20 protein-coding genes are annotated in these 19,204 nt (G+C 70.8%); 9 read left to right on the top strand and 11 right to left on the bottom strand.

Annotated elements, in window-relative coordinates; genetic code table 11:
• The first annotated feature begins 12 nt into the window (after window positions 1-12).
• Window positions 13-384: a cupin domain-containing protein gene (locus tag AB0P25_RS04840; protein ID WP_363805715.1), complete on the top strand. Its 372-nt coding sequence runs from the start codon at window positions 13-15 to the stop codon at window positions 382-384.
• A gap of 13 nt (window positions 385-397) precedes the next feature.
• Here AB0P25_RS04840 and AB0P25_RS04835 read toward each other — a convergent pair whose 3' ends face one another.
• The gene (locus tag AB0P25_RS04835; protein WP_363805714.1) at window positions 398-1,078 is read right to left on the bottom strand and encodes a DedA family protein; all 681 of its coding nucleotides are present in this window, start codon (window positions 1,076-1,078) and stop codon (window positions 398-400) included.
• Between the two features lie 49 nt (window positions 1,079-1,127).
• Window positions 1,128-2,672 (bottom strand): molybdopterin-dependent oxidoreductase, encoded by a 1,545-nt coding sequence (locus AB0P25_RS04830; RefSeq protein ID WP_363805713.1) that lies wholly within the window; start codon window positions 2,670-2,672, stop codon window positions 1,128-1,130.
• Between the two features lie 130 nt (window positions 2,673-2,802).
• On the opposite strand from AB0P25_RS04830, the gene AB0P25_RS04825 reads away from it, so the two are divergent.
• Complete coding sequence (locus tag AB0P25_RS04825; protein ID WP_363805712.1) at window positions 2,803-3,459, top strand: fasciclin domain-containing protein; 657 nt, start codon at window positions 2,803-2,805, stop codon at window positions 3,457-3,459.
• 69 nt (window positions 3,460-3,528) lie between these two features.
• Here the strand turns inward: AB0P25_RS04825 and AB0P25_RS04820 are convergent, their stop codons facing one another.
• The 5 genes from AB0P25_RS04820 to AB0P25_RS04800 form a co-directional block, all read right to left on the bottom strand.
• The gene (locus AB0P25_RS04820; RefSeq protein ID WP_363806238.1) at window positions 3,529-4,161 is read right to left on the bottom strand and encodes an alpha/beta hydrolase; all 633 of its coding nucleotides are present in this window, start codon (window positions 4,159-4,161) and stop codon (window positions 3,529-3,531) included.
• 131 nt (window positions 4,162-4,292) lie between these two features.
• Complete coding sequence (locus AB0P25_RS04815; protein ID WP_363805711.1) at window positions 4,293-4,688, bottom strand: VOC family protein; 396 nt, start codon at window positions 4,686-4,688, stop codon at window positions 4,293-4,295.
• A complete protein-coding gene (locus AB0P25_RS04810) occupies window positions 4,685-5,215 on the bottom strand; it encodes a hypothetical protein (protein ID WP_363805710.1) in 531 nt (176 codons plus the stop codon). The genes AB0P25_RS04815 and AB0P25_RS04810 overlap by 4 nt, the downstream gene beginning before the upstream one ends.
• A 153-nt stretch (window positions 5,216-5,368) precedes the next feature.
• A complete protein-coding gene (locus AB0P25_RS04805) occupies window positions 5,369-6,490 on the bottom strand; it encodes an endo-1,4-beta-xylanase (protein WP_363805709.1) in 1,122 nt (373 codons plus the stop codon).
• A 111-nt stretch (window positions 6,491-6,601) separates the two neighbouring features.
• A complete protein-coding gene (locus tag AB0P25_RS04800; RefSeq protein WP_363805708.1) occupies window positions 6,602-7,150 on the bottom strand; it encodes an isochorismatase family cysteine hydrolase in 549 nt (182 codons plus the stop codon).
• A 54-nt stretch (window positions 7,151-7,204) separates the two neighbouring features.
• Between AB0P25_RS04800 and AB0P25_RS04795 the strand changes: the two genes are divergently transcribed.
• Genes AB0P25_RS04795 through AB0P25_RS04785 form a run of 3 tightly spaced genes read left to right on the top strand, consistent with a single transcriptional unit; the run spans window position 7,205 to window position 10,021 of the window.
• The gene (locus AB0P25_RS04795) at window positions 7,205-7,642 is read left to right on the top strand and encodes a MarR family transcriptional regulator (RefSeq protein WP_363805707.1); all 438 of its coding nucleotides are present in this window, start codon (window positions 7,205-7,207) and stop codon (window positions 7,640-7,642) included.
• Window positions 7,642-9,075 (top strand): MFS transporter, encoded by a 1,434-nt coding sequence (locus tag AB0P25_RS04790; protein WP_363805706.1) that lies wholly within the window; start codon window positions 7,642-7,644, stop codon window positions 9,073-9,075. Before AB0P25_RS04795 ends, AB0P25_RS04790 begins: the two co-directional genes overlap by 1 nt.
• Window positions 9,076-9,112: 37 nt before the next feature.
• Complete coding sequence (locus AB0P25_RS04785; protein ID WP_363805705.1) at window positions 9,113-10,021, top strand: bifunctional methylenetetrahydrofolate dehydrogenase/methenyltetrahydrofolate cyclohydrolase; 909 nt, start codon at window positions 9,113-9,115, stop codon at window positions 10,019-10,021.
• A 9-nt stretch (window positions 10,022-10,030) separates the two neighbouring features.
• Here AB0P25_RS04785 and AB0P25_RS04780 read toward each other — a convergent pair whose 3' ends face one another.
• Window positions 10,031-11,032: an alpha/beta hydrolase gene (locus tag AB0P25_RS04780; protein ID WP_363805704.1), complete on the bottom strand. Its 1,002-nt coding sequence runs from the start codon at window positions 11,030-11,032 to the stop codon at window positions 10,031-10,033.
• 102 nt (window positions 11,033-11,134) lie between these two features.
• Between AB0P25_RS04780 and AB0P25_RS04775 the strand changes: the two genes are divergently transcribed.
• Window positions 11,135-12,877 carry an MFS transporter gene (locus tag AB0P25_RS04775; protein ID WP_363805703.1) on the top strand — a complete coding sequence of 581 codons (1,743 nt, stop codon included), beginning with the start codon at window positions 11,135-11,137 and terminating at the stop codon, window positions 12,875-12,877.
• Window positions 12,861-13,325 carry a MarR family transcriptional regulator gene (locus AB0P25_RS04770; RefSeq protein WP_363805702.1) on the top strand — a complete coding sequence of 155 codons (465 nt, stop codon included), beginning with the start codon at window positions 12,861-12,863 and terminating at the stop codon, window positions 13,323-13,325. Before AB0P25_RS04775 ends, AB0P25_RS04770 begins: the two co-directional genes overlap by 17 nt.
• A 7-nt stretch (window positions 13,326-13,332) precedes the next feature.
• Here the strand turns inward: AB0P25_RS04770 and AB0P25_RS04765 are convergent, their stop codons facing one another.
• The 3 genes from AB0P25_RS04765 to AB0P25_RS04755 form a co-directional block, all read right to left on the bottom strand.
• On the bottom strand, window positions 13,333-14,889 hold the full coding sequence (locus AB0P25_RS04765; RefSeq protein WP_363805701.1) for an amino acid permease: 1,557 nt from the start codon (window positions 14,887-14,889) through the stop codon (window positions 13,333-13,335).
• Window positions 14,890-14,957: 68 nt separating this feature from the next.
• Window positions 14,958-15,827 carry an EamA family transporter gene (locus tag AB0P25_RS04760; protein WP_363805700.1) on the bottom strand — a complete coding sequence of 290 codons (870 nt, stop codon included), beginning with the start codon at window positions 15,825-15,827 and terminating at the stop codon, window positions 14,958-14,960.
• A complete protein-coding gene (locus AB0P25_RS04755) occupies window positions 15,827-16,390 on the bottom strand; it encodes a dihydrofolate reductase family protein (RefSeq protein ID WP_363805699.1) in 564 nt (187 codons plus the stop codon). The genes AB0P25_RS04760 and AB0P25_RS04755 overlap by 1 nt, the downstream gene beginning before the upstream one ends.
• 101 nt (window positions 16,391-16,491) lie before the next feature.
• Here AB0P25_RS04755 and recQ point away from each other — a divergent pair, with 101 nt between their 5' ends.
• Both recQ and AB0P25_RS04745 read left to right on the top strand, forming a co-directional pair.
• A complete protein-coding gene (gene recQ / locus AB0P25_RS04750; RefSeq protein ID WP_363805698.1) occupies window positions 16,492-18,519 on the top strand; it encodes a DNA helicase RecQ in 2,028 nt (675 codons plus the stop codon).
• A 161-nt stretch (window positions 18,520-18,680) separates the two neighbouring features.
• Window positions 18,681-19,163, top strand: coding sequence for a DapH/DapD/GlmU-related protein (locus AB0P25_RS04745; RefSeq protein ID WP_363805697.1), 483 nt, complete (start codon window positions 18,681-18,683; stop codon window positions 19,161-19,163).
• Window positions 19,164-19,204 lie beyond the last annotated feature (41 nt).

Here is a 19,204-nt window from a genome sequence, read left to right as displayed (position 1 = left end):
TAGGCTGGCGACATGAGCGCACCCGTCCGGAACGTCCTCGCCGCCTTCGACCGCATCCCCGAGCCCTGGCAGCCACACCGCCTCGTCAGCGTCAACGATCAGGATGTGAAGGTCGCCCGTCTGCGCGGCGAGTTCGTCTGGCACTCGCACCCCGACAGCGACGAGCTCTTCCTGGTGGTCGACGGCCGCCTGACGCTGCAGCTGCGGGACGGGGACGTCGAGCTCGGCCCGAACGACGTCTACGTCGTGCCTGCGGGCGTCGAGCATTGCCCGCGCGCCGACGAGGAGGCCCTGGTGGTCATGGTCGAGCGCCAGGGCACGGTCAACACCGGCGACAACCCGGGGGAGCGGACGACCGAGGTGCGGGAGCTCCGGGAGGACTGACCCCGGCGGCGCCTCAGTCGGTCTCGCCGCTCTGCTGAGCGCGGCGGGACGCACGGACCCGAAGGACGCGGCGCAGCACCAACCAGCCCAACGTCAGCCCGACGGCGGCGTAGATGACGATGTCGAGGTACTCCGTGTACTGCTCGACCAGGTGGTACTGCGTCCCGAGCGCGTAGCCCGCGCCGACCAGCAGCGCGTTCCACAGGAGCGTTCCGGCGAGGGTGAACAGCGCGAACCGGCCGAACGGCATCCGGGTCGCTCCGGCCGGGAGGGAGATGAGGCTGCGGACCAGGGGCACCAGCCGGCCGAAGAACACCGCGCCCCGGCCGTGGCGGCGCAGCCACTCCGCCGACGAGCGGAAGTCGGATTCGTCCACCAGCGGCAGGCGCGCGAGCAGCCGCACCGCGCGCTCTTCCCCGAGGCGACGCCCGAGCAGGTACAGGATGACGGCCCCGGCGAAGCTGCCGAGCGTCGCCGCGAGCAGCACGAGGGCGACGTTCATCGATCCCTGGTACGCCAGGAACCCGGCGAACGGCAGGATGACCTCGCTCGGGATGGGCGGGAACACCACCTCGGCCAGCGCGCACACTCCTACCCCGAACTCGCCGAGGGCGGTCATCACGCGCGCGGCCAGGCCGGCGATCCCCCCGAGGTCTTCCGGTGCGGCGGTTGCGGCGATGGTCGTTCCCGTCATGCCGACGACGGTACCCGGCCGGGATGGGAGGGTCGTGGGTGCGCCGGGGTCAGACGACGCGCACGAACGTCTGCTGCCAGCCGGTCGACCCGTTTGGCGCGATCGGCGCCCGCTTCTCCTCCTGCAGCCGTCCGGCGCTGTCCGTCGCGCGCACGGCGAGGGTGTGCCCGCCGGCGGTGGCGTCCCAATCGAGGGACCACTGCACCCAGGTGTCGGCGTTGATCGGGTTCGAGAGCTGCGCCTCCTGCCACGGTCCGCCGTCGATCCGCACCTCGACCTTACGGATGCCCACGGTCTGGGCCCAGGCCACTCCGGCGATCTTGGTGGCCCCGGCGGTCACGGTCTTGTCGACCCGCGGGGTGTCGATGCGGCTCGACAGCTTGATCGGCGCCTTCGCGCTGTAGCCGCGGGGCGTCCAGTAGGCCTGGTCCGCGGCGAAGGTGGTGACCTTCAACTCGGTCAGCCACTTGGTCGCCGAGACGTACCCGTACAGGCCGGGGACGACCATCCGCACCGGGAAGCCGTGCTCGAGCGGCAGCGGCTCGCCGTTCATGCCGACGGCGAGGATGGCGTCCCGGTGAGCGTCGGTCAGCGCGTCCAGCGGGGTGCTCGCGGTGAAGCCGTCGACGCTGCGGGACAGCACCATGTCGGCGCCGGAACGCGGCCGCGCCAGGGCGAGCACGTCCCGCACGGGCACGCCGAGCCAACGGGCGTTGCCGATGAGGTTGCCGCCGACCTCGTTGGAGACGCAGGTCAGGGTCACCGCGTACTCGTCGAGGCCCATGTCCAGCAGGTCCTGGAAGCTCAGCTGGATGCGCTTCTCGACCATCCCGTCGATCGTCAGCCGCCAGGCGGCCGGGTCGACCGAGGGGACGGTGAGGGCCGTGTCCACCCGGTAGAAGTCGCGGTTCGGGGTGAACAGCGGCGAGAGCCCCGGAACCTTCAGGTCGGCGCCGTCGGGGATGCGCACCCGCGAAGCAGGTGCGGGGAGCTTCACCGCTGCGCGGATCGCGGCGATGGATGAGGTGGCCGCCGATCCGAGACGCGAGCCGACCCCGGCGACGACGGCTCCGACAGCCGCGACGCCGGTGAAGAGGAGGAAGCGGCGGCGGTCGACGCCCGCCTCCGCATCGCCCGCCGGCCGGTCGCGCCAGCGGTGCAGCCGGCCGACGAGCAGGCGCAGCACGACCGCGCCCGCCGCCGCGCCGACCGCCGACGGCAGGAACGCGAGCGGGCTCGCTCCCGCGCGGGTCATGGTGGCGACCACGGCAGCGATCCCCGCGACCGCGAACAGCGCGACGCCGACCCACCGCCGCCACAGTTCGAGCACCCCGGCCACCGCAGAGGCGACGAGCACCGCGACGCCGAGCGAGGCGAGCAGGAACAGCTTGTCGTTGGACCCGAATAGCTGGATCGCGAGCTCCTTCGCCCAGCGCGGCACGATGTCGATCACGAAGGAGCCGACCGCGAGGATGGGCCCCGCCTCCCGTGCCGCGATCAGCGCGACGAGTTCGGCCGCTGCCAGGAACACGCCCCCGCTCACGACCCCCGCCAGCGCCGCCAGGGCGACCGTGCCGATCCTCGTTCTCGTCATGCAGGGTGTTCGTCACGGTGACCGGTCGCGGATTGCATCCAATCCGATTCCGGCGGGGCCCCGAACCCCAGATGACCGCCCCGCTGAGGGGGTCTCACAAACGGCACCACCTCTCGAAGGAGAAGAGAACATGCGATCCACCGCTCGTCTCGCCGCAGCCGGCATCCTGGCCGCCGCGGCCCTCGCCCTCACCGCCTGCTCCTCGGGAGCCGGCACCTCGTCCAGCGACACCAGCGCGCCGATGCAGTCGTCGACTCCGTCCGCCTCGTCGTCGATGGACCCGGCCGCCGACCTCGTCGGCCCCGGCTGCGCCGACTACGCCAAGGCGGTCCCCTCGGGCGCCGGCTCGGTCGCCGGCATGGCCGAGGACCCGGTGGCCACCGCGGCGAGCAACAACCCGCTGCTGACCACCCTCGTCGCCGCCGTCTCCGGCAAGCTGAACCCCAAGGTGAACCTGGTCGACACCCTCAACGGCGGCCAGTTCACCGTGTTCGCCCCGGTCGACGACGCCTTCAAGAAGATCGACCCGGCCACCATCGACACCCTGAAGACGGATGCCGGCGCGGCGACGCTGACCTCGGTCCTCACCTATCACGTGGTCCCCGGCCAGCTCTCGCCGAAGGACATCGTGGGCACCCACAAGACGGTGGAGGGCTCCGACGTGACCGTCACCGGCTCCGGCGACAGCCTCAAGGTGAACGACGCGAACGTGATCTGCGGTGGCGTGCACACCGCCAACGCGACCGTGTACCTCATCGACTCGGTGCTGATGCCCCCGGCGAAGTAACCGGCTCCATCACCGAACCGGCCGTGCGGCGATCGCTGCACGGCCGGTTCGTCGTTGCGCGCGTCCCGCCTACAGGAATGCCGCCAGTGCCTCCGTCAGCCTCTCCTGCGCGGCGTGGTCGTCGATGGTCGCGACCCCGTCGCCGGACTGCGGCCCGTAGTCCCCGAACTGGCCGTGGTTCATCCCATCGATCTCGACCAGCTCGGCGTCCGCCGGCAGCAGGTGCCGCGCGGCGGCGATCTTCGCCGGGGTGCTGAGCCCGTCGCGGCTGCCGCCGATCGACAGCACGCGCAGGTCGGTGCCGGACAGGTCGTTCGCGCAGTAGGAGCCGAACAGGATGAGCCCCTTCACCGCCGGGTCGTCCGCCACCTGGCAGGCGCGCACCCCGCCGAGCGAGTGTCCGCCGACGTACCACTCGTCCACGTCGGGAGCGTGCGCGGTGAAGGTGCTCAGCGGCCGCTGGTCGAAGAACGCCAGGTTGAGCGTCGGCTTGGTGATGACGACCGTCAGCCCGGTCTCCGCCACTGCCCCGGAGAGCTTGTAGAGGTACGCGTACGGGTCGACGAGGGCGCCCGGCACGAAGACGAGTCCGGTCCCGGAGGCGTTGCCGGTCGGCTGCATCACGACGGCGTCGCCGGCGTCGTGGATGCTCACCGCCGGATCGCGCCACGCTTCGAGGGCGGCGCTCCGGTCGCCCATCATCGGGGTGGATGCCCACGCGAGGAAGCCGACCACGACCAGGGCGAGGACGCCGAGCACGGCGATGACGGTGGTGCGGATGCGGTGACGAGGACGGCTCACGGGCCCATCCTACGAGAAAGTAAGCTGGCTGACTAACTCGGCGACCACTGCTCGCCCGGGCGGTACGACCCGAAGCTCCACTCGCGGCCGCCAGGATCGAGCACCCGCGCTCGCCGGGTGCCCCACTCCGTGTCCTCGGGCGGGAACACGACGGTGGCACCGGCCTCGATGGCGCGAGCGAACATCCCGTCGACGTCCGGGGCGACGAGGTACGTGCCGACGCCCGTCGAGGCGCCGGCGAGGGGAGGCTCGACCGCGACCTGGTCCGTCGCCAGCATCACGACGGTGTCCGCGAGCCGCAGCTCGCTGTGCCCGACCGAGCCGTCGGGGGCGTCCTGCCGCTGGATGACGTCGAAGCCGATCGCCTCCAGCCACGCGATCGCAGCGGGGGCGTCGCGGTAGCTCAGGTAGACGGCCGAGGAGATCATGACGGGTTTTCGCGGCCGAGCGGCGGATCGCCGGGGCGGGCCTGCAGGTCCTCGCGGATGCCGTCGAGGACGGCACGGACCGAGACCCGCTTGGCCTCCGTGTCCACGATGTTGGCCGGCACCGTCACGGTGAGACCCGACTGGTAGAAGGCGCGGATGCGGAAGCCGCCGGACCACGACGACTCCTCGGCGTTGTCCGCCTCCGACCCGCCGGAGAGCTCGAAGCGGAGCAGGCCGGAACGGCTCTCGACCCGCGTGACGACCTGGGCGCCGGGGGTGCCGTCGTCGATGACCTCCGCCGCCACCACGATGCGGTCGGTGAAGACGCCGACGCGGAGCGTCACCGTCGACAGCCCGGAGGCCGCGGCTGCTCCGAGGTAGATGACCTTCTGGTCGCCGACGGCGAGCTCGAGCTGACGGAGCAGGACGGGGTACCACGAGGGCTGCGGCTCCAGCAGCTGCTCGAGGCCGCGCTCGTCGGCGAGCAGCGCCCGCAGTCGGTCCTGGATCGCTGACAGCTGCGCCATCGTGCCGGTTCTCCCTCTTCTCGCCTGCGCCACAGCCTATCGCTAGCCAGGCTAGTAATGGATGCGTTCTCGGGAGGCTGCGGCGGCACGTGACTCGCGCCGAATGCGCGCCATTCGTGAGGAACAGCGCGCATTCGGCGCGAATCGGGAGGGTCAGCGGTGCGGGCCGGTGCGGCCGGGGGCTCCGGATGCCAGGGCGAGCGTGTCCTGCAGCGCGGTGTACTGCGGCTTGGGCTGCAGGTTCTCGTCGTAGATCAGTGCCGCGCCCTCGCCGGGGAAGACCGCCGGCACCCACGAGTACGCGTCGCCGAAGCCCCAGATCGTGTACGAGATGCAGGCGCGCACCGCGAGGCAGGCCTGCAGCGTGGAGACGTAGGCGCCGACCTGCGCCGTCTGCTCGACGGGGGTCACCGGCAGCGTCGTTCGCACATCCACCTCGGTCTCAGCGACCTTGAGGCCGAGCGCGGCGAAGCGCTCGAGGTTGGCCTTCAGGTCGGGGAGGCCGTACTGCGTGTCGAGGTGCGTCTGGAAGCCGACGCCGTCGATCGGCACGCCCTCCTTCTGCAGCTGCTGCACCAGGCTGTAGGTCGCGTTGCTCTTCGGCCCGGTGAACTCGATGTTGTAGTCGTTGTAGAAGAGAAGCGCCTTCGGATCGGCCTCGTGCGCCCACCGGAAGGCGTCGGCGATGTATCCCGGCCCGAGCTTCTGCAGCCAGATGGTGTCGCGCCAGGTTCCGTCGTCGTTGAACGCCTCGTTGACGACGTCCCACTGCCAGATCTTCCCCCTGAAGTGGCCCACCTCATCCTGGATGTGCTTCTTCAGCAGGGCGCGCACCTGCTCCGTGCTCATGGAGGGCAGGGCGGCGTTCAGCCAGGCCGGGAGCTGGTTGTGCCAGACGAGCGTGTGCCCGCGGACGAGCTGCCCGTTCTGCTGGGCGAAGGCGACGAGCTGGTCGGCCGGCCCCCAGTCGTAGACGCCGGGGGAGGGTTCCACGCTCTCCCACTTCATCGCGTTCTCGGCCGTGACGGTCGAGAACTGGTTCGCGGTGATGTCGCGGTAGGCGGGGTTGGACGCGAGGGCGTCCATGTCCACCGCGGTCCCGATCCGCAAGCCCACGGCGTCGCCGAGTGCGCGCAGCGAGTCGGCGGGCACGTGCGGCTGGTGTCCGGGCGGAGTGGCAGGCGGGGCGGCGAATGCGGCTCCCTGAGCGAGGATGACGGCGCCGGCGCCGAGGACGGCGGCGGCGATGAGGCCTGTTCTGAGGCGAGAGGTCACGCGGATACTCCTTCGTATCGGTCGGAATTTGTTGCGCGACCCACCCAATTCCACCCTCGAACGGGTGTCAAAGGTTTTGGAAAACCGGGATTCGCCAGCGGAATGTGGGAGTCACCCGACCCACTCCTCCACCGTCACCACCGCCGCCTGCCGCGGGAACAGCTTCTCCGTCAGCACCCGGTGCACCTCCGGGTCGGCGTCGGCGCACGCGTCCGCCAGCACCGTGAGTCGGTAATCGAGGTCGGCCGCCTGGCGCACGGTCGACAGCACGACGCCGCCCGTCGCGATGCCACCGATCACCAGCTCGTCGGCGCCGAGGCCGCGGAGCAGCACGTCGAGGTCGCTGCCGGCGAAGGCCGAGATGCGCTTCTTCACCACGACCGGCTCGTCGTCCCGAGGGGAGAGCGCGTCGATGATCTGCGTGTACGGGCTGTCCACGTGCATCTGGTCCCCGGCCGACGCGACGCGCCCGCCGAACGCCAGGTTGGAGGCGGCCACCTCGGGGTAGCCGGGGCGGAACGCGACGCGGACGAACACCACTGGGATGCCGCGGGTGCGGGCCGCGTCGAGGGCGCGGGCGGCGGCCTCGACCGCTCCCTCCATCCCGGGGCGGCCGGCGATGCCGTTCTGGAAGTCGCAGAGAAGAAGGACGGAGGTCATGGGGGATCCTTTCGGAATCTCGACAGTTACAACTGTGCAGTCTAGACTGTCTATATGACCAGCGAGCACCCCGACGTCACCCCGCGCCAGACCGCCGTCGACCTGCGCGCCATGCTCGCCCGGCTGCTCCGCAAGCTGCGCGAGACCACGAACGACGACATCACGCCGTCGCAGGCGTCGGCGCTCTCGCGGCTCGGCAAGGGCGGCGTCTCGACGGTCAGCGCCCTCGCGCTCGCCGAACGGGTCCGTCCGCAATCGATGGCGGCGATCGTCGAAGCGCTCGAAGGCCTCGGCTTCGTGACCCGCAGCCAGGACCCGAACGACGGCCGCCGCCAGATCGTCGACCTGACCGAGGCGGGATGGGCGCAGATCGCGGGTCAGCGGGAGGCCGGCGTCGCGTGGCTGGAGCAGGCGCTCGCCGAGCAGGTCTCCCAGGCCGAGCTCATGACTCTCGCCGCCGCCACCTCTGTCCTGGAACGGATCCTCGACTGATGGCCCTGAAACCCGCGCCGGCCGGCCGCTTCGACCGCCGGCTGCTCGCGCCCATGATGGTGGGCGCCATCCTGAACCCGATCAACACCGCGATCATCGCCGTCGCGCTCGCACCGATCGGCATCGCGCTCGGAGCGCCGGCGTCCGAGACCGTGTGGCTCGTCTCCGCGCTCTACCTCGCCACGGCGATCGGGCAGCCGCTCGTCGGGCGGCTCGTCGACATCTTCGGCGTGAAGCGCCTCTACCTCGCCGGTGGCGCACTGGTCGCGGTCGCCGGCGCGATCGGCCTGCTCATCCCCGAGTCGCCCGAGAGCGTGTGGTGGCTGGTCGCCGCCCGCGTCGTGCTCGGCCTCGGGACGTGCGCCGGCTATCCCGCGGCCATGCACCTGATCCGGGCGGAGGGTCAGCGGACGGGCGTGGCGTCCCCCGCGGTCATCCTCACCATCCTGTCGGTGACCACCCAGACCGTCGCGGTCGTCGGGCCGACCCTCGGCGGCCTTCTCATCGGGGCGTGGGGATGGCGTGCCACCTTCGCGGTGAACCTCCCGCTCGGCCTCGCGAGCGTGGTGCTCGGCGCGATCCTGCTTCCGCGGCGCACCGGGCTGGAACCGCCGCGGGACCAGCGTCCGCGCATCGACGGCCTCGGCATCCTCTTCTTCGCGGTGGCCATGCTGGCGCTGCTGATCTTCCTGCAGAACATCTCCGTCGGGACGCTGTGGCTGCTTCCCATCGCGCTGGTCGCCGGCGCCGCGCTGGTGTGGCGGGAGCTGCGCGTCGACTCGCCCTTCATCGACCTCCGCGTGCTCGGCGGCAACGGGCCGCTGCTGCTCACCTACACGCGCTCGCTGCTGACGGCGACCATCTCCTACACGTTCGTCTACGGCTTCACGCAGTGGCTCGAGAACGGGCGCGCGCTCGACCCCACCGCCGCAGGGCTCGTGCTGCTGCCGGTTTTCGCCGCCGGGATCGCCGTCGCCCTGGCGTTCGGGCGCCGTCCGGAGGTGCTGGGGAAGCTGCTCATCGGCTCCGTTGCTCAGCTCGCCGCGGGCATCCTCGTGTTGTTCATGACCGGGGCGACGCCGATCTGGTACCTCGTCGTCACCATGCTGGTGCTCGGCATTCCGCAGGGGCTGAACAACCTGGCCATCCAGAACACGCTCTACCACCAGGCGGAGCCCGAACGGATCGCGTCCTCCGCCGGTCTGCTGCGGACCTTCTTCTACCTGGGCGCGATCGTCGCCTCCGTCGTGTACGGCAACGTCTACGGAGAGCGGGCGACCACCGGGGGACTGCACGTGCTCGGCTGGGTGGTCATCGGCATCTCGATCGTGTTCCTCCTCATCACGGTGCTCGACCGCAGCCTGCGCTCGATCGGGCGGGACGAGCCGCGGACTCCTGAACCCGCGGAGCAGGGCGCCGCGAAGGCCGATTAGGCTCGTTGCCTATGAGCGCACGTGTGGTGGAGGCGGCATGACCGCGACCGAACTCGATCCGTCCGGGGTGGCCGCGGAGTTCCGCGCGCAGGTGCGCGAGGACGTCACCCGCCTGGCCGCCGACGGCCGCTCGCTCCGCGTCGTCGGCCTGCTCGGCCAGGAGACCGGGCCCGCGGCGACCTATGCGCGCTTCGCGGGCCGCGGCTTCCAGGATGTCGGCATCGAGTTCGACCTGCGCCGCGTCGCCCCGGAGGACGTGGAGGCGGCCGTCGCCGACGCGAACCTCGACCCGGACGTCGACGGCGTCTTCCTCTACTACCCGCTCACCGACCCGCGCGGCGACCGCTGGCTGCGCGAGCTCGTCGATCCGCGCAAGGACGTCGAGGGGATGCACTCCTTCTGGAGCCGCCTCCTCTACGAGAACCAGCGGTTCGTCGATCCGGACCGGTCGGTCCGCGCGATCCTCCCGTGCACGCCGCTCGCCATCCTGAAGCTCCTGCAGAAGGCCGGGATGCGCGGCACCGATCCCAGCGCGCCCCTCGCCGGGGTCACCGCCTGCGTCATCAACCGCAGCGAGCTCGTCGGGCGCCCGCTTGCCGCGATGCTGGCCAACGACGGCGCTCTCGTGCACTCCCTCGACCTCACCGGCTCGGTCACGTTCGAGCCGGCGATCGGCCGCCATACGCACGACGTGCGCGACTCCGGCGTGACCCGGGCGGAGGCACTGGCGACCGCCGACGTGGTCATCTCGGCGGTGCCGTCGCGCTCGTTCGAGCTCATCCGCGGCGACGAGATCCGCGAGGGCGCGATCTGCGTGGATGTGGCCGAGTTCACCAACTTCGACCCGTCCGTCCGCGAGCGCGCGAGCGTCTTCGTTCCGCGCGTCGGCCCGCTCACCATCGCGATGGCCGCGCGGAACCTGGTGCGGTTGACGTCGGTGCAGTAGCGCGCGACCTCAACGGAGCGTCCGGTCGAAGAAATCGACCAGAACGTCCCCGTCGAACGTCACGGGCGCCGGGCCGGTCACGGTGCCGCCACGGGAGCGCGTGAGCGTCGCCCCGGCGACGAGCGGGCCGCCGGCCACCCATTGCGCCGCCTGACCGTGACTCCCGCGCGGCACCAGGATCAGCTCCGCTCGTCCCTTCGCGGCCGTGATCGCGTCGAACAGCGCGGTGCTCTGCTGCCAGGGGACCAGCTCGTCGAGGGCGCCGTGCACGAGCATCACGGGAGGGTCGTCCTCATCGACGAAGAGGCTCGGCGTTGCCGACTCCAGTAGTGCGGGCGGGCAGACCGGCAGGGCGCATCCCAGCATCCGCGACGTCGACGAGGACGCGTCCTGCTGGCACCAGCTGACGCGATCCCGGGGTCGATCGGGTCGGCAGTTCGCGGGGAGGTCGCGGTCCATGGCGGGGAAGTCGATGGGCGCGTACAGCGCCAGCGCGGCGCTCACCTGCTGTGACGGGCTGCCGCCCTGCGGTGTCGTCAGCGCGACCATGAGCGCCGTCCACCCGCCGGAGGAGTCGCCCGCGACGCCGATGCGTTCGGGGTCGATGCGGTAGCGGTCGGCGTTCGCGCGGAGGAAGTGGATGGCCGCGCGCAGGTCCTCGACCTGGCCGGGGAACGTGGCCTCCGCGCTGCTGCGGATGTTCACGCCGGCGACCGCGTACCCGTGCGGTCCGAAGAGGGCCGCGACGCTCGATCCCGTGCCGCCTCCCGTGTCCTCCAGCCAGCCGTTCCCTCCCGTCCAGACGATGAGCGGCGCCGGCTCCGGGGTGGCGGGTGTCGGCGGGTAGAAGTCCAGCGTGTGCGCGGTCACCTCCGCCGGATCGTCCGTGTACGGGATCGCGAACCGCGTCTCCGCGCTCGGCGGCGCAGAGGCCTCCTCCTGGCTGGTCGGGACGCATCCCGCCAGCAGCAGAACCGCCGCGACCGCCGCGGCGAGGCCTCGGAGCACCATTGCTGGATCCTTCCGGCCTCGATTCTCCTCCGGCCGGGTTCGCCTCTGGCTGCAGAGTTATATAGTTGACGCATATAAACAACCGCGTCTGCAAGGAATTCTGTGGCCCGCTCCGGCATCTTCACCAAAGACCACCCGCACTACCGCTGGGTGGCGCTCTCGAACACCACCCTCGGCATGCTCATGGCGACGATCAACTCGTCGATCGTCATCATCTCGCTGCCCGCCATCTTCACCGGCGTCAAGCTGAACCCGCTCGAGCCGGGCAACGTGTCCTACCTGCTCTGGATGCTGATGGGCTACATGCTCGTCACCGCCGTGCTCGTCGTCATGTTCGGCCGGATGGGGGACCAGTTCGGCCGCGTCCGCATCTACAACCTCGGCTTCGTGATCTTCACCCTGGCCGCCATCGCCCTCTGCCTCGACCCGTTCACCGCCGGGCCCGGCGCGCTGTGGCTGATCGTCTGGCGGTTCGTGCAGGGCATCGGCGGCGCCATGCTCTTCGCTAACTCGACCGCCATCCTCACCGACGCGTTCCCGGCCAACAAGCGCGGCTTCGCGCTCGGCCTCAACCAGGTCGCAGCGATCGCCGGAAGCTTCATCGGCCTCATCCTCGGCGGCGTCCTGGCCGAGATCGACTGGCGTGCGGTGTTCTTCGTGTCGGTGCCGTTCGGCGTGGTCGGCACCATCTGGTCCATCAAGTCGCTGCACGAGGTCGGCCAGAAGAACCCCGGACGCATCGACTGGCTCGGCAACGCCACGTTCGGCATCGGCCTGATCGCGCTGCTCACTGGCATCACGTACGGCATCCAGCCCTACGGCGGCTCCAGCCAGGGCTGGGGCAACCCGTGGGTGCTCGGGGCGATCATCGGCGGGATCGTGCTGCTCGGCCTCTTCGTCTTCGTCGAACTGAAGGTGCCCGCGCCGATGTTCGACATGCGGCTGTTCCGCATCCGCGCGTTCTCGTCCGGCATCTTCGCCGGGTTCCTCGCCGCCATCGGACGCGGCGGGCTGCAGTTCATGCTGATCATCTGGCTGCAGGGGATCTGGCTGCCGCTTCACGGCTACAGCTACGAGTCCACGCCGCTCTGGGCGGGCATCTACATGCTGCCGATCACGATCGGCTTCCTGATCGCCGGACCGATCTCGGGGGCGCTGTCCGACCGGTTCGGCTCGCGCGCCTTCGCGACCGTCGGCCTGCTGATCGTCGCGGCGACGTTCATCGGGCTGCTGCTCATCCCCGTGAACTTCGAGTACTGGCAGTTCGCCGTCCTCACCGGACTCAACGGCATCGGCTCCGGCCTGTTCTCGTCGCCGAACCGCACCGCGATCATGAACAGCGTGCCGGCGAACGAGCGCGGCGCCGCATCCGGGATGGCCGGAGTCGCGCTGAATGCCGGGAGCTCGCTCTCGATCGGCATCTTCTTCTCGCTGATGATCGCGGGCCTCTCGGTGGCGCTCCCGTCGGCGCTGACCAACGGGCTCACGTCGCACGGCGTGCCCGCGAACATCGCCGCGCAGGTCGGGAACACCCCGCCGGTCGGATCACTGTTCGCCGCGTTCCTGGGCTACAACCCGATCCAGAGCCTGCTCGGGCCGACGGGGATCCTCACGGCGCCGCACGTCGACGGGGCCACGCTGACCGGCAAGGAGTTCTTCCCGCAGCTCATCTCCGGGCCCTTCCACGACGGGCTGGTGGTCGTCTTCCTCGCCGCAGCCGTCATGAGCATCATCGGAGCCGTCGCGTCGTTCCTCGGCGGAGGCAAGTATGTTCATGAGGAGGCCGTCGCACCCGAGCGGTCGGCCACCGAGGAAGGCGAGGAAGTCGGTGCCCACCGCGCATGAAGCTGACGAGCGGCCGGCGGCCGGACGCGACGACGATGTCCCCGGCCGCCTGGCCCTGGCCGTCGGGCGTCTGAACCGGCGCATCCGCTCCTCCACCGGAGGGCTGAGCCACGGCCAGCTCTCCGCCCTGTCGACCATCGTCCGGAGCGGCCCGTTGCGCCCGAGCGAGCTCGCGTCCATCGAGGTGGCGGCCGCTCCCACCATCACGCGGATCGTCGCGGAGCTGGAGGCGCGGGGTCTCGTCGAGCGCACGCCGGACCCGCAGGATCGCCGTTCGCTGTTCGTCTCCGGGACGGAGGCGGGCACCGCGCTTCTCCTGGAGGCCCGCTCCGACCGCGCGCGAGCCGTCGCGGCGATCCTCGCCGAGCTGACCCCCGAGCAGCGGACCGCCATCGCCGCCGCCCTCCCCGCCCTGGAGCAGGCCGCCCAGGTCGCCCCGCCCGCCTAGCCGAGGCTCACTCCCGGGTGCGCCGCTCCTGACGCTTCGGGCGCGCTGCGACCACGGGGTGCGCGCCGGTGAAACCCTGCCGGTTCGCCGCGATCGCCAGGATGCGCGACCGTTGCGTATACCAGCCGAGCACGAGGAGCGGGATGATGACAACCAGCGAGGCCACTGTCCACGTCCCGGTGGGGTAGTCGAACGCCATCAGCACCAGCACGGCCGCCAGGAAGGCGAGGGTCAGCCAGGCCGTGAAGGGCGCCCCGAACAGCTGGAACGCCGGACGGCTGACTTTGCCCTGGACCGACCAGCGACGCAACTGCATCTGGCAGAGCACGATCATCCCCCAGCTCGTGATGATGCCGAGGGCGGCGACGTTCAGCACGATGTTGAACGCCTCCTCCGGGACGATCAGGTTGAGAAAGACGCCCAGGACGCCGACCGCCGCGGTGAGGAGGATGCCGCCGTACGGCACACCACGGGGGTTCATGCGGCCGGTGAATCGGGGCGCGGCCCCTGTCTGCGCCATCGAATGCAGGATGCGGCCCGTCGAGTACATGCCGGCGTTGAGACTGGAGAGGGCGGCGGTGAGCACGACGAAGTTCATGATCGAGCCGATGACGGCACTCAGCTGAGGGCCGCCGAGATGGCTGAAGAACGTCACGAAAGGGCTCTCCGAGCCGCTGTAAGCGCCGGCTGGGAGGAGCAACGCGAGCAGCAGGACCGAGCCGCAGTAGAACACGGCGATGCGGAAGACGACGCTGTTGATCGCCCGCGGCATGATCTGCTCGGGGTTCGCCGTCTCACCGGCCGCGATACCGACCAGTTCGATTCCGGCGTAGGCGAACACGACGCCCTGCACCAGCACGATCGCCATGCCGATGGTCGCGACGCCGTGAGGGAGCAGCCAGCCGTTCTCGGACAGCATGGCGATGCCCGTCGGGCCGAGATCGGTCGGCCAGCCGGCCGCCAGAACGACGATGCCGACGACCAGGAACGCGACCAGCGCTCCGACCTTGATCAGCGCGAACCAGAACTCGAGCTCGCCGAACACCCTCACCGAGATCAGGTTCAGGCTGACGACGACGACCAGCGCGATGAGGGCCAGCAGCCACTGCGGCACGGTCGAGAACAGGCTCCAGTACTTCACATAGAGCGCCACTGCGGTGGAATCGACGATTGCGGTCATCGCCCAGTTGAGGAAGTACATCCATCCGGCGACGTAGGCCATCTTCTCGCCGTAGAACTCGCGGGCGTACGACACGAACGAGCCGGACGACGGACGGTGCAGCACGAGCTCACCCAGGGCGCGCAGCACCAGGAAGGCGAAGAATCCGCAGACCGCGTACACCACGACGAGCAGCGGGCCGCCTTGGTGAAGGCGGCCGCCTGCGCCGAGGAAGAGACCGGTGCCGATGGCGCCGCCGATGGCGATCATCTGCAGTTGCCTGGAGGAGAGGGTCTTGCGGTAACCCTCCTGCTCGCTCGAGAAGTCCTGCACGGAGGTGCCGAGGTCTGCGACGTGGTCGCGCCGGCTCGCGAGTCCCTCGGCCGATTCGTGCGGTGTGCTCATGCTGCTCCCTCGTGTGGTCCAGCGACCCAGGTTAGCGGGAATCAGGTCCAGTTCAAGAATGCTGCATGTCAGTCCAGGGCCAGAAGGGCGGCGGCGGTGACGGCCAGCACCAGGCCGACCCACTGCACCGGCGCCACCCGCTCCCGCAGGACGATGGCGGCGAGCAGGATCGTGCCCGCCGGGTAGAGCGCGACCAGCACCGACATGGTGGTCAGGTCGCCGAGGCGGAGGCCGATCAGGATGAGCAGGTTGGCGGATGCGTCCAGCGCGCCGGCGCCTGCCGCGATTCCGACGCCGTGCGGCTGCAGGCGGGGGAGCGCATCCGCGTCCCCGAGCGCCCGGCGCCGCCGGAGCAGGAGCAGCGCGACGACCGCCCACATGACCGCGCCGTTGACCGCGCGGTTGGCGATCAGCGGCACGACCCCGGAGTCGTCCGGTGTCTGATTCAGCAGGATGAGGAACACGCCGATCAGCGCGCCCGCTGCCACGGCCATCCCGAGGGCACGCGCGCTCGGCCGCACCGCGCCCTTCTCGGGCACGAACCCGACCAGCACCACCGCGACGAGAGCGAGCCCGAGGGCCAGCGAGCCGACCAGGCCGAACCGGTCGCCGCCGACCAGTCCCCAGGCCATCGGGACGAGCGCCGACACGAGCGCGGTCAGCGGCGAGAGGATGCTCATCGGCCCGATCGCGAGACACGCGTAGAGCAGCCCGACCGCCGCCGACCCGACGAGGCCCGAGAGCGCGCCCCAGCCGAGCGCGGCGGGCGACCACACCCCTCCCGCGACGGGCAGTGAGAGCAGGAGCAGCGCCAGACCGCTGACGGCGCCGACGGCGGTGGTCCTCACCGGGCCGATGCGCCGCGCGGCCACCCCGCCGAGGAAGTCGGCGGACCCGTAGACCAGTGCGCTCAGAAGCCCGAGGACTGCGGCCGGCATCAGCTCCCGGCCAGACGGTAGGTGTGCAGCACCGCGCCGGAGTCGAATCGGGTGAGTTCAGCGAGCTCGAACGTCCACTTCTCGTGATCGTCCGGGAAGAGCCGGATGCCGCCGCCCACCATCACGGGGTAGGTGAGCAACCGCAGCTCGTCGACCAGTCCCCACACCAGCAGGGAGCGGACGAGGGAGGCGCTGCCCGCGACGAGGATCGGGCCGCCGTCGCCGTCCTTCAGCGTCTGGACGGACGACCGGATCGGCGCCTCGAGCGCGGTCGCGTTCCAGGTCAGCTCAGCGGGACGCGAGGTCGCCACGGCCTTCGGCATGGCGTTCATCTTGTCGGCGAACTCGCCCTCGCGCGGCGGCCAGGCGTCGGCGAACTGCTGGTAGGTGCGCCGCCCGAGCAGGAGGGATTCCGCCTCCAGCACCTCGCGCAGCTTGAAGGCGTACAGGGCGTCGGTGCCGAAGGGGATGGTCCAGCCGGAGTGCGGATGCGTGGGCTCGCCGCCGGGTGCCTCGACGACGCCGTCGAGGGTCATGAACTCCGTCACGATGAGCCGGCGCATGTGGGCGATGGTACCGGAGGCGGGGCCGCGCATGCGCGGGTTATCCACAGATGCGGCCGCTCCCCGGGAACGCGTCGGCGGCCGCCGTTACGATCGAAGGCATGAGCTTCACCTCCGGCTGGGTCCCCGACGACAGGGATGCGCCTCCTCTCGACGAAGAGGCGCCGCCCGAGTTCGACGACCCGTACGCCGGGGCGGTCTGGGATGCGGTCGAGCCGGGTGCGCCGGCCGGACGCGGGGCCGCCGCGGGGCCCATAGGCGCCGGGCCGGTCGCGGTTCGGCAGGCGGCGGTGCGACCCACGCCCGCCCGGTTCGAGACCGCTCAGGATGCACTGCGCACGGTGTTCGGGTACGACGGGTTCCGCGGGCAGCAACAGTCGATCATCGAGCGCGTGGCCGGGGGCGGCGACGCCGTCGTCCTCATGCCCACCGGCGGCGGCAAGAGCCTCTGCTATCAGATCCCGTCGCTCCTGCGCGAGGGCACGGGGGTCGTCGTCTCGCCGCTCATCGCGCTCATGCAAGATCAGGTCGATGCGCTCACGGCGGTCGGCGTGCGCGCGGCGTTCCTCAACTCGACGCAGGATGCGGCCGCGCGATCCGCGGTCGAGCGCGCGTATCTCGGCGGCGAGCTCGACATCCTGTATGTGGCCCCGGAGCGGCTGTCCTCCGAGGCGACGAAGCGCTTCCTCGAGCGCGGTCGCATCGCCCTCTTCGCCATCGACGAAGCGCATTGCGTGTCGCAGTGGGGGCACGACTTCCGGCCCGACTACCTGGCCCTGTCCGAGCTGGCCGACCGGTGGCCCGACGTGCCCCGGATCGCCCTCACGGCGACGGCGACCGAGGCGACCCACCGCGAGTTGACCTCGCGGCTGCGGCTGGAGGGCGCGGAGCACTACGTCTCCGACTTCGACCGGCCGAACATCCAGTACCGGATCGTCCCCAAGGTCGAGCCGCGCAAGCAGCTGCTCGACTTCATCACGCGCGAGCACCCCGGCGACGCCGGCATCGTCTACGCCTTGTCGCGGGCGTCGGTCGAAAGAACGGCCGAGTTCCTGTCCTCCCGCGGCCTCACCGCGCTCCCGTACCATGCGGGCCTCGAGGCGTCTCAGCGCGCTCGGACGCAGGCACGGTTCCTGCGCGAGGAAGGCATCATCGTCGTCGCGACCATCGCCTTCGGCATGGGCATCGACAAGCCCGACGTGCGCTTCGTCGCGCACATCGACCTCCCGAAATCCGTGGAGGGCTACTACCAGGAGACAGGCCGCGCGGGCCGTGACGGCCTCCCGTCCACCGCCTGGCTGGCCTATGGACTGCAAGACGTCGTGCAGCAGCGGCGCATGATCGACGACTCCCCGGGTGATCTCGCGCACCGCCGCCGCATGACGCAACACCTGGACGCGATGCTCGCGCTGTGCGAGACGGTGCAGTGCCGCCGGGTCAACCTGCTCGCGTACTTCGGCCAGGAGTCCGGCCCGTGCGGCAACTGCGACACCTGCCTCACGCCTCCGGAGAGCTGGGACGGCACCGTGCCCGCCCAGAAACTGCTCTCGACCGTCGTCCGCCTGAAGCGCGAGCGCAACCAGCGGTTCGGCGCGAGCCACCTGATCGACATCCTGCGCGGCAAGCGCACCTCGCGTGTCGAGCAGTACGGGCACGACCGCCTGGCGACCTGGGGCATCGGCGACGACCTCAGCGAGAGCCAGTGGCGCGGCGTCGCCCGTCAGCTCATCGCGCAGGAACTGCTGAAGCCCGAGGGCGAATACGGCGTGCTGACCATCACGCCCGCGAGCGCCGACGTCCTGTCCGGCGCCCGACAGGTCGTCCTCCGCACCGAGCCGGACCGCCCGGAGCGGGCCTCCCGCTCGTCCCGCAGCGCAGGCTCGGCGTCCGCCGAGCTCGCCCCGCACGACGAACCGCTGTTCGAGGCTCTTCGGAGTTGGCGCGCGGGGCAGGCGCGCGAGCAGGGCGTCCCGGCGTACATCGTGTTCGGCGACGCCACACTGCGGGCCGTCGCGGCCGCACGGCCGGGGTCGCTGGCCGATCTTGACGGCATCTCCGGCATCGGCGTCAAGAAGCGTGAGGCCTACGGCGAGGCGCTGCTCTCCGTCGTGGCGTCCGCCTCCGCCTGAGCTCCGGCCACAGCATCCTCCCCGGGGGTAACCCCTTGCGGCGTCTCCGTGAGGGCGTATCGTCCGTCGTTCCACCGTACGACCAGGGAATTACTTCCCGTGGGGCGGTGTTATGTCATTGAGCGATTACTTAACGAGCTCGAATGGAGGACTCAAGCTACATGGCACGAATGATCGAAGAGCTCGAGGACGAGACCGGGGCCGTCATCAAGTACAAGCGTCACGCGAACGGCCGGGGTCTCGTCGCCCCGACGGCGCGGGTGGCCGAGTCTGCGTACATCGAGCCCACCGCCTACGTCGAGGCCGATGCCCGTGTCGGGATGGACGCCTATGTCGGCGCCGGCAGCTGGATCGACAAGGGCGCCACGGTCGGCGACCGCACCTTCGTGGGCGCGAACGTCCACATCGGCGCGGGCTGCATCGTCGGCTCCGGCGTCAAGATCGGCAGCGGCGCGAAGCTCGGCGAGAACGCGATGATCGGCAACGGCGCGCGCGTCGAGCGCGACGCCCAGATCGCGTCCGGGACCGTCATCGAGCTCAAGGGAGCCGCGGCCGCACGCGCTGCGCTCGCCACGCCGCTCCGAGCCCCCCGCCCGCAGCAGCGCGACCTGCGCACCCCGCGCGCCCCGCGCCGCGCCGCCTGACCCGCTCCGCGGCCCGCAGCCCCCGAGCACACGAAAACGTC

Source organism: Leifsonia sp. NPDC077715, from assembly GCF_040686855.1.
Taxonomy (GTDB): domain Bacteria; phylum Actinomycetota; class Actinomycetes; order Actinomycetales; family Microbacteriaceae; genus Leifsonia.
This window is presented reverse-complemented; position numbering and strand designations above follow the sequence as displayed.

Bases quoted from the DNA above. Each gene is read 5' to 3' on its own strand.
- AB0P25_RS04840 (WP_363805715.1), top strand. From the start codon at position 13: ATGAGCGCACCCGTCCGGAACGTCCTCGCCGCCTTCGACCGCATCCCC.
- AB0P25_RS04835 (WP_363805714.1), bottom strand. From the start codon at position 1,078: ATGACGGGAACGACCATCGCCGCAACCGCCGCACCGGAAGACCTCGGG.
- AB0P25_RS04830 (WP_363805713.1), bottom strand. From the start codon at position 2,672: ATGACGAGAACGAGGATCGGCACGGTCGCCCTGGCGGCGCTGGCGGGG.
- AB0P25_RS04825 (WP_363805712.1), top strand. From the start codon at position 2,803: ATGCGATCCACCGCTCGTCTCGCCGCAGCCGGCATCCTGGCCGCCGCG.
- AB0P25_RS04820 (WP_363806238.1), bottom strand. From the start codon at position 4,161: ATGATGGGCGACCGGAGCGCCGCCCTCGAAGCGTGGCGCGATCCGGCG.
- AB0P25_RS04815 (WP_363805711.1), bottom strand. From the start codon at position 4,688: ATGATCTCCTCGGCCGTCTACCTGAGCTACCGCGACGCCCCCGCTGCG.
- AB0P25_RS04810 (WP_363805710.1), bottom strand. From the start codon at position 5,215: ATGGCGCAGCTGTCAGCGATCCAGGACCGACTGCGGGCGCTGCTCGCC.
- AB0P25_RS04800 (WP_363805708.1), bottom strand. From the start codon at position 7,150: ATGACCTCCGTCCTTCTTCTCTGCGACTTCCAGAACGGCATCGCCGGC.
- AB0P25_RS04795 (WP_363805707.1), top strand. From the start codon at position 7,205: ATGACCAGCGAGCACCCCGACGTCACCCCGCGCCAGACCGCCGTCGAC.
- AB0P25_RS04790 (WP_363805706.1), top strand. From the start codon at position 7,642: ATGGCCCTGAAACCCGCGCCGGCCGGCCGCTTCGACCGCCGGCTGCTC.
- AB0P25_RS04785 (WP_363805705.1), top strand. From the start codon at position 9,113: ATGACCGCGACCGAACTCGATCCGTCCGGGGTGGCCGCGGAGTTCCGC.
- AB0P25_RS04780 (WP_363805704.1), bottom strand. From the start codon at position 11,032: ATGGTGCTCCGAGGCCTCGCCGCGGCGGTCGCGGCGGTTCTGCTGCTG.
- AB0P25_RS04765 (WP_363805701.1), bottom strand. From the start codon at position 14,889: ATGAGCACACCGCACGAATCGGCCGAGGGACTCGCGAGCCGGCGCGAC.
- AB0P25_RS04760 (WP_363805700.1), bottom strand. From the start codon at position 15,827: ATGCCGGCCGCAGTCCTCGGGCTTCTGAGCGCACTGGTCTACGGGTCC.
- AB0P25_RS04755 (WP_363805699.1), bottom strand. From the start codon at position 16,390: ATGCGCCGGCTCATCGTGACGGAGTTCATGACCCTCGACGGCGTCGTC.
- recQ (WP_363805698.1), top strand. From the start codon at position 16,492: ATGAGCTTCACCTCCGGCTGGGTCCCCGACGACAGGGATGCGCCTCCT.
- AB0P25_RS04745 (WP_363805697.1), top strand. From the start codon at position 18,681: ATGGCACGAATGATCGAAGAGCTCGAGGACGAGACCGGGGCCGTCATC.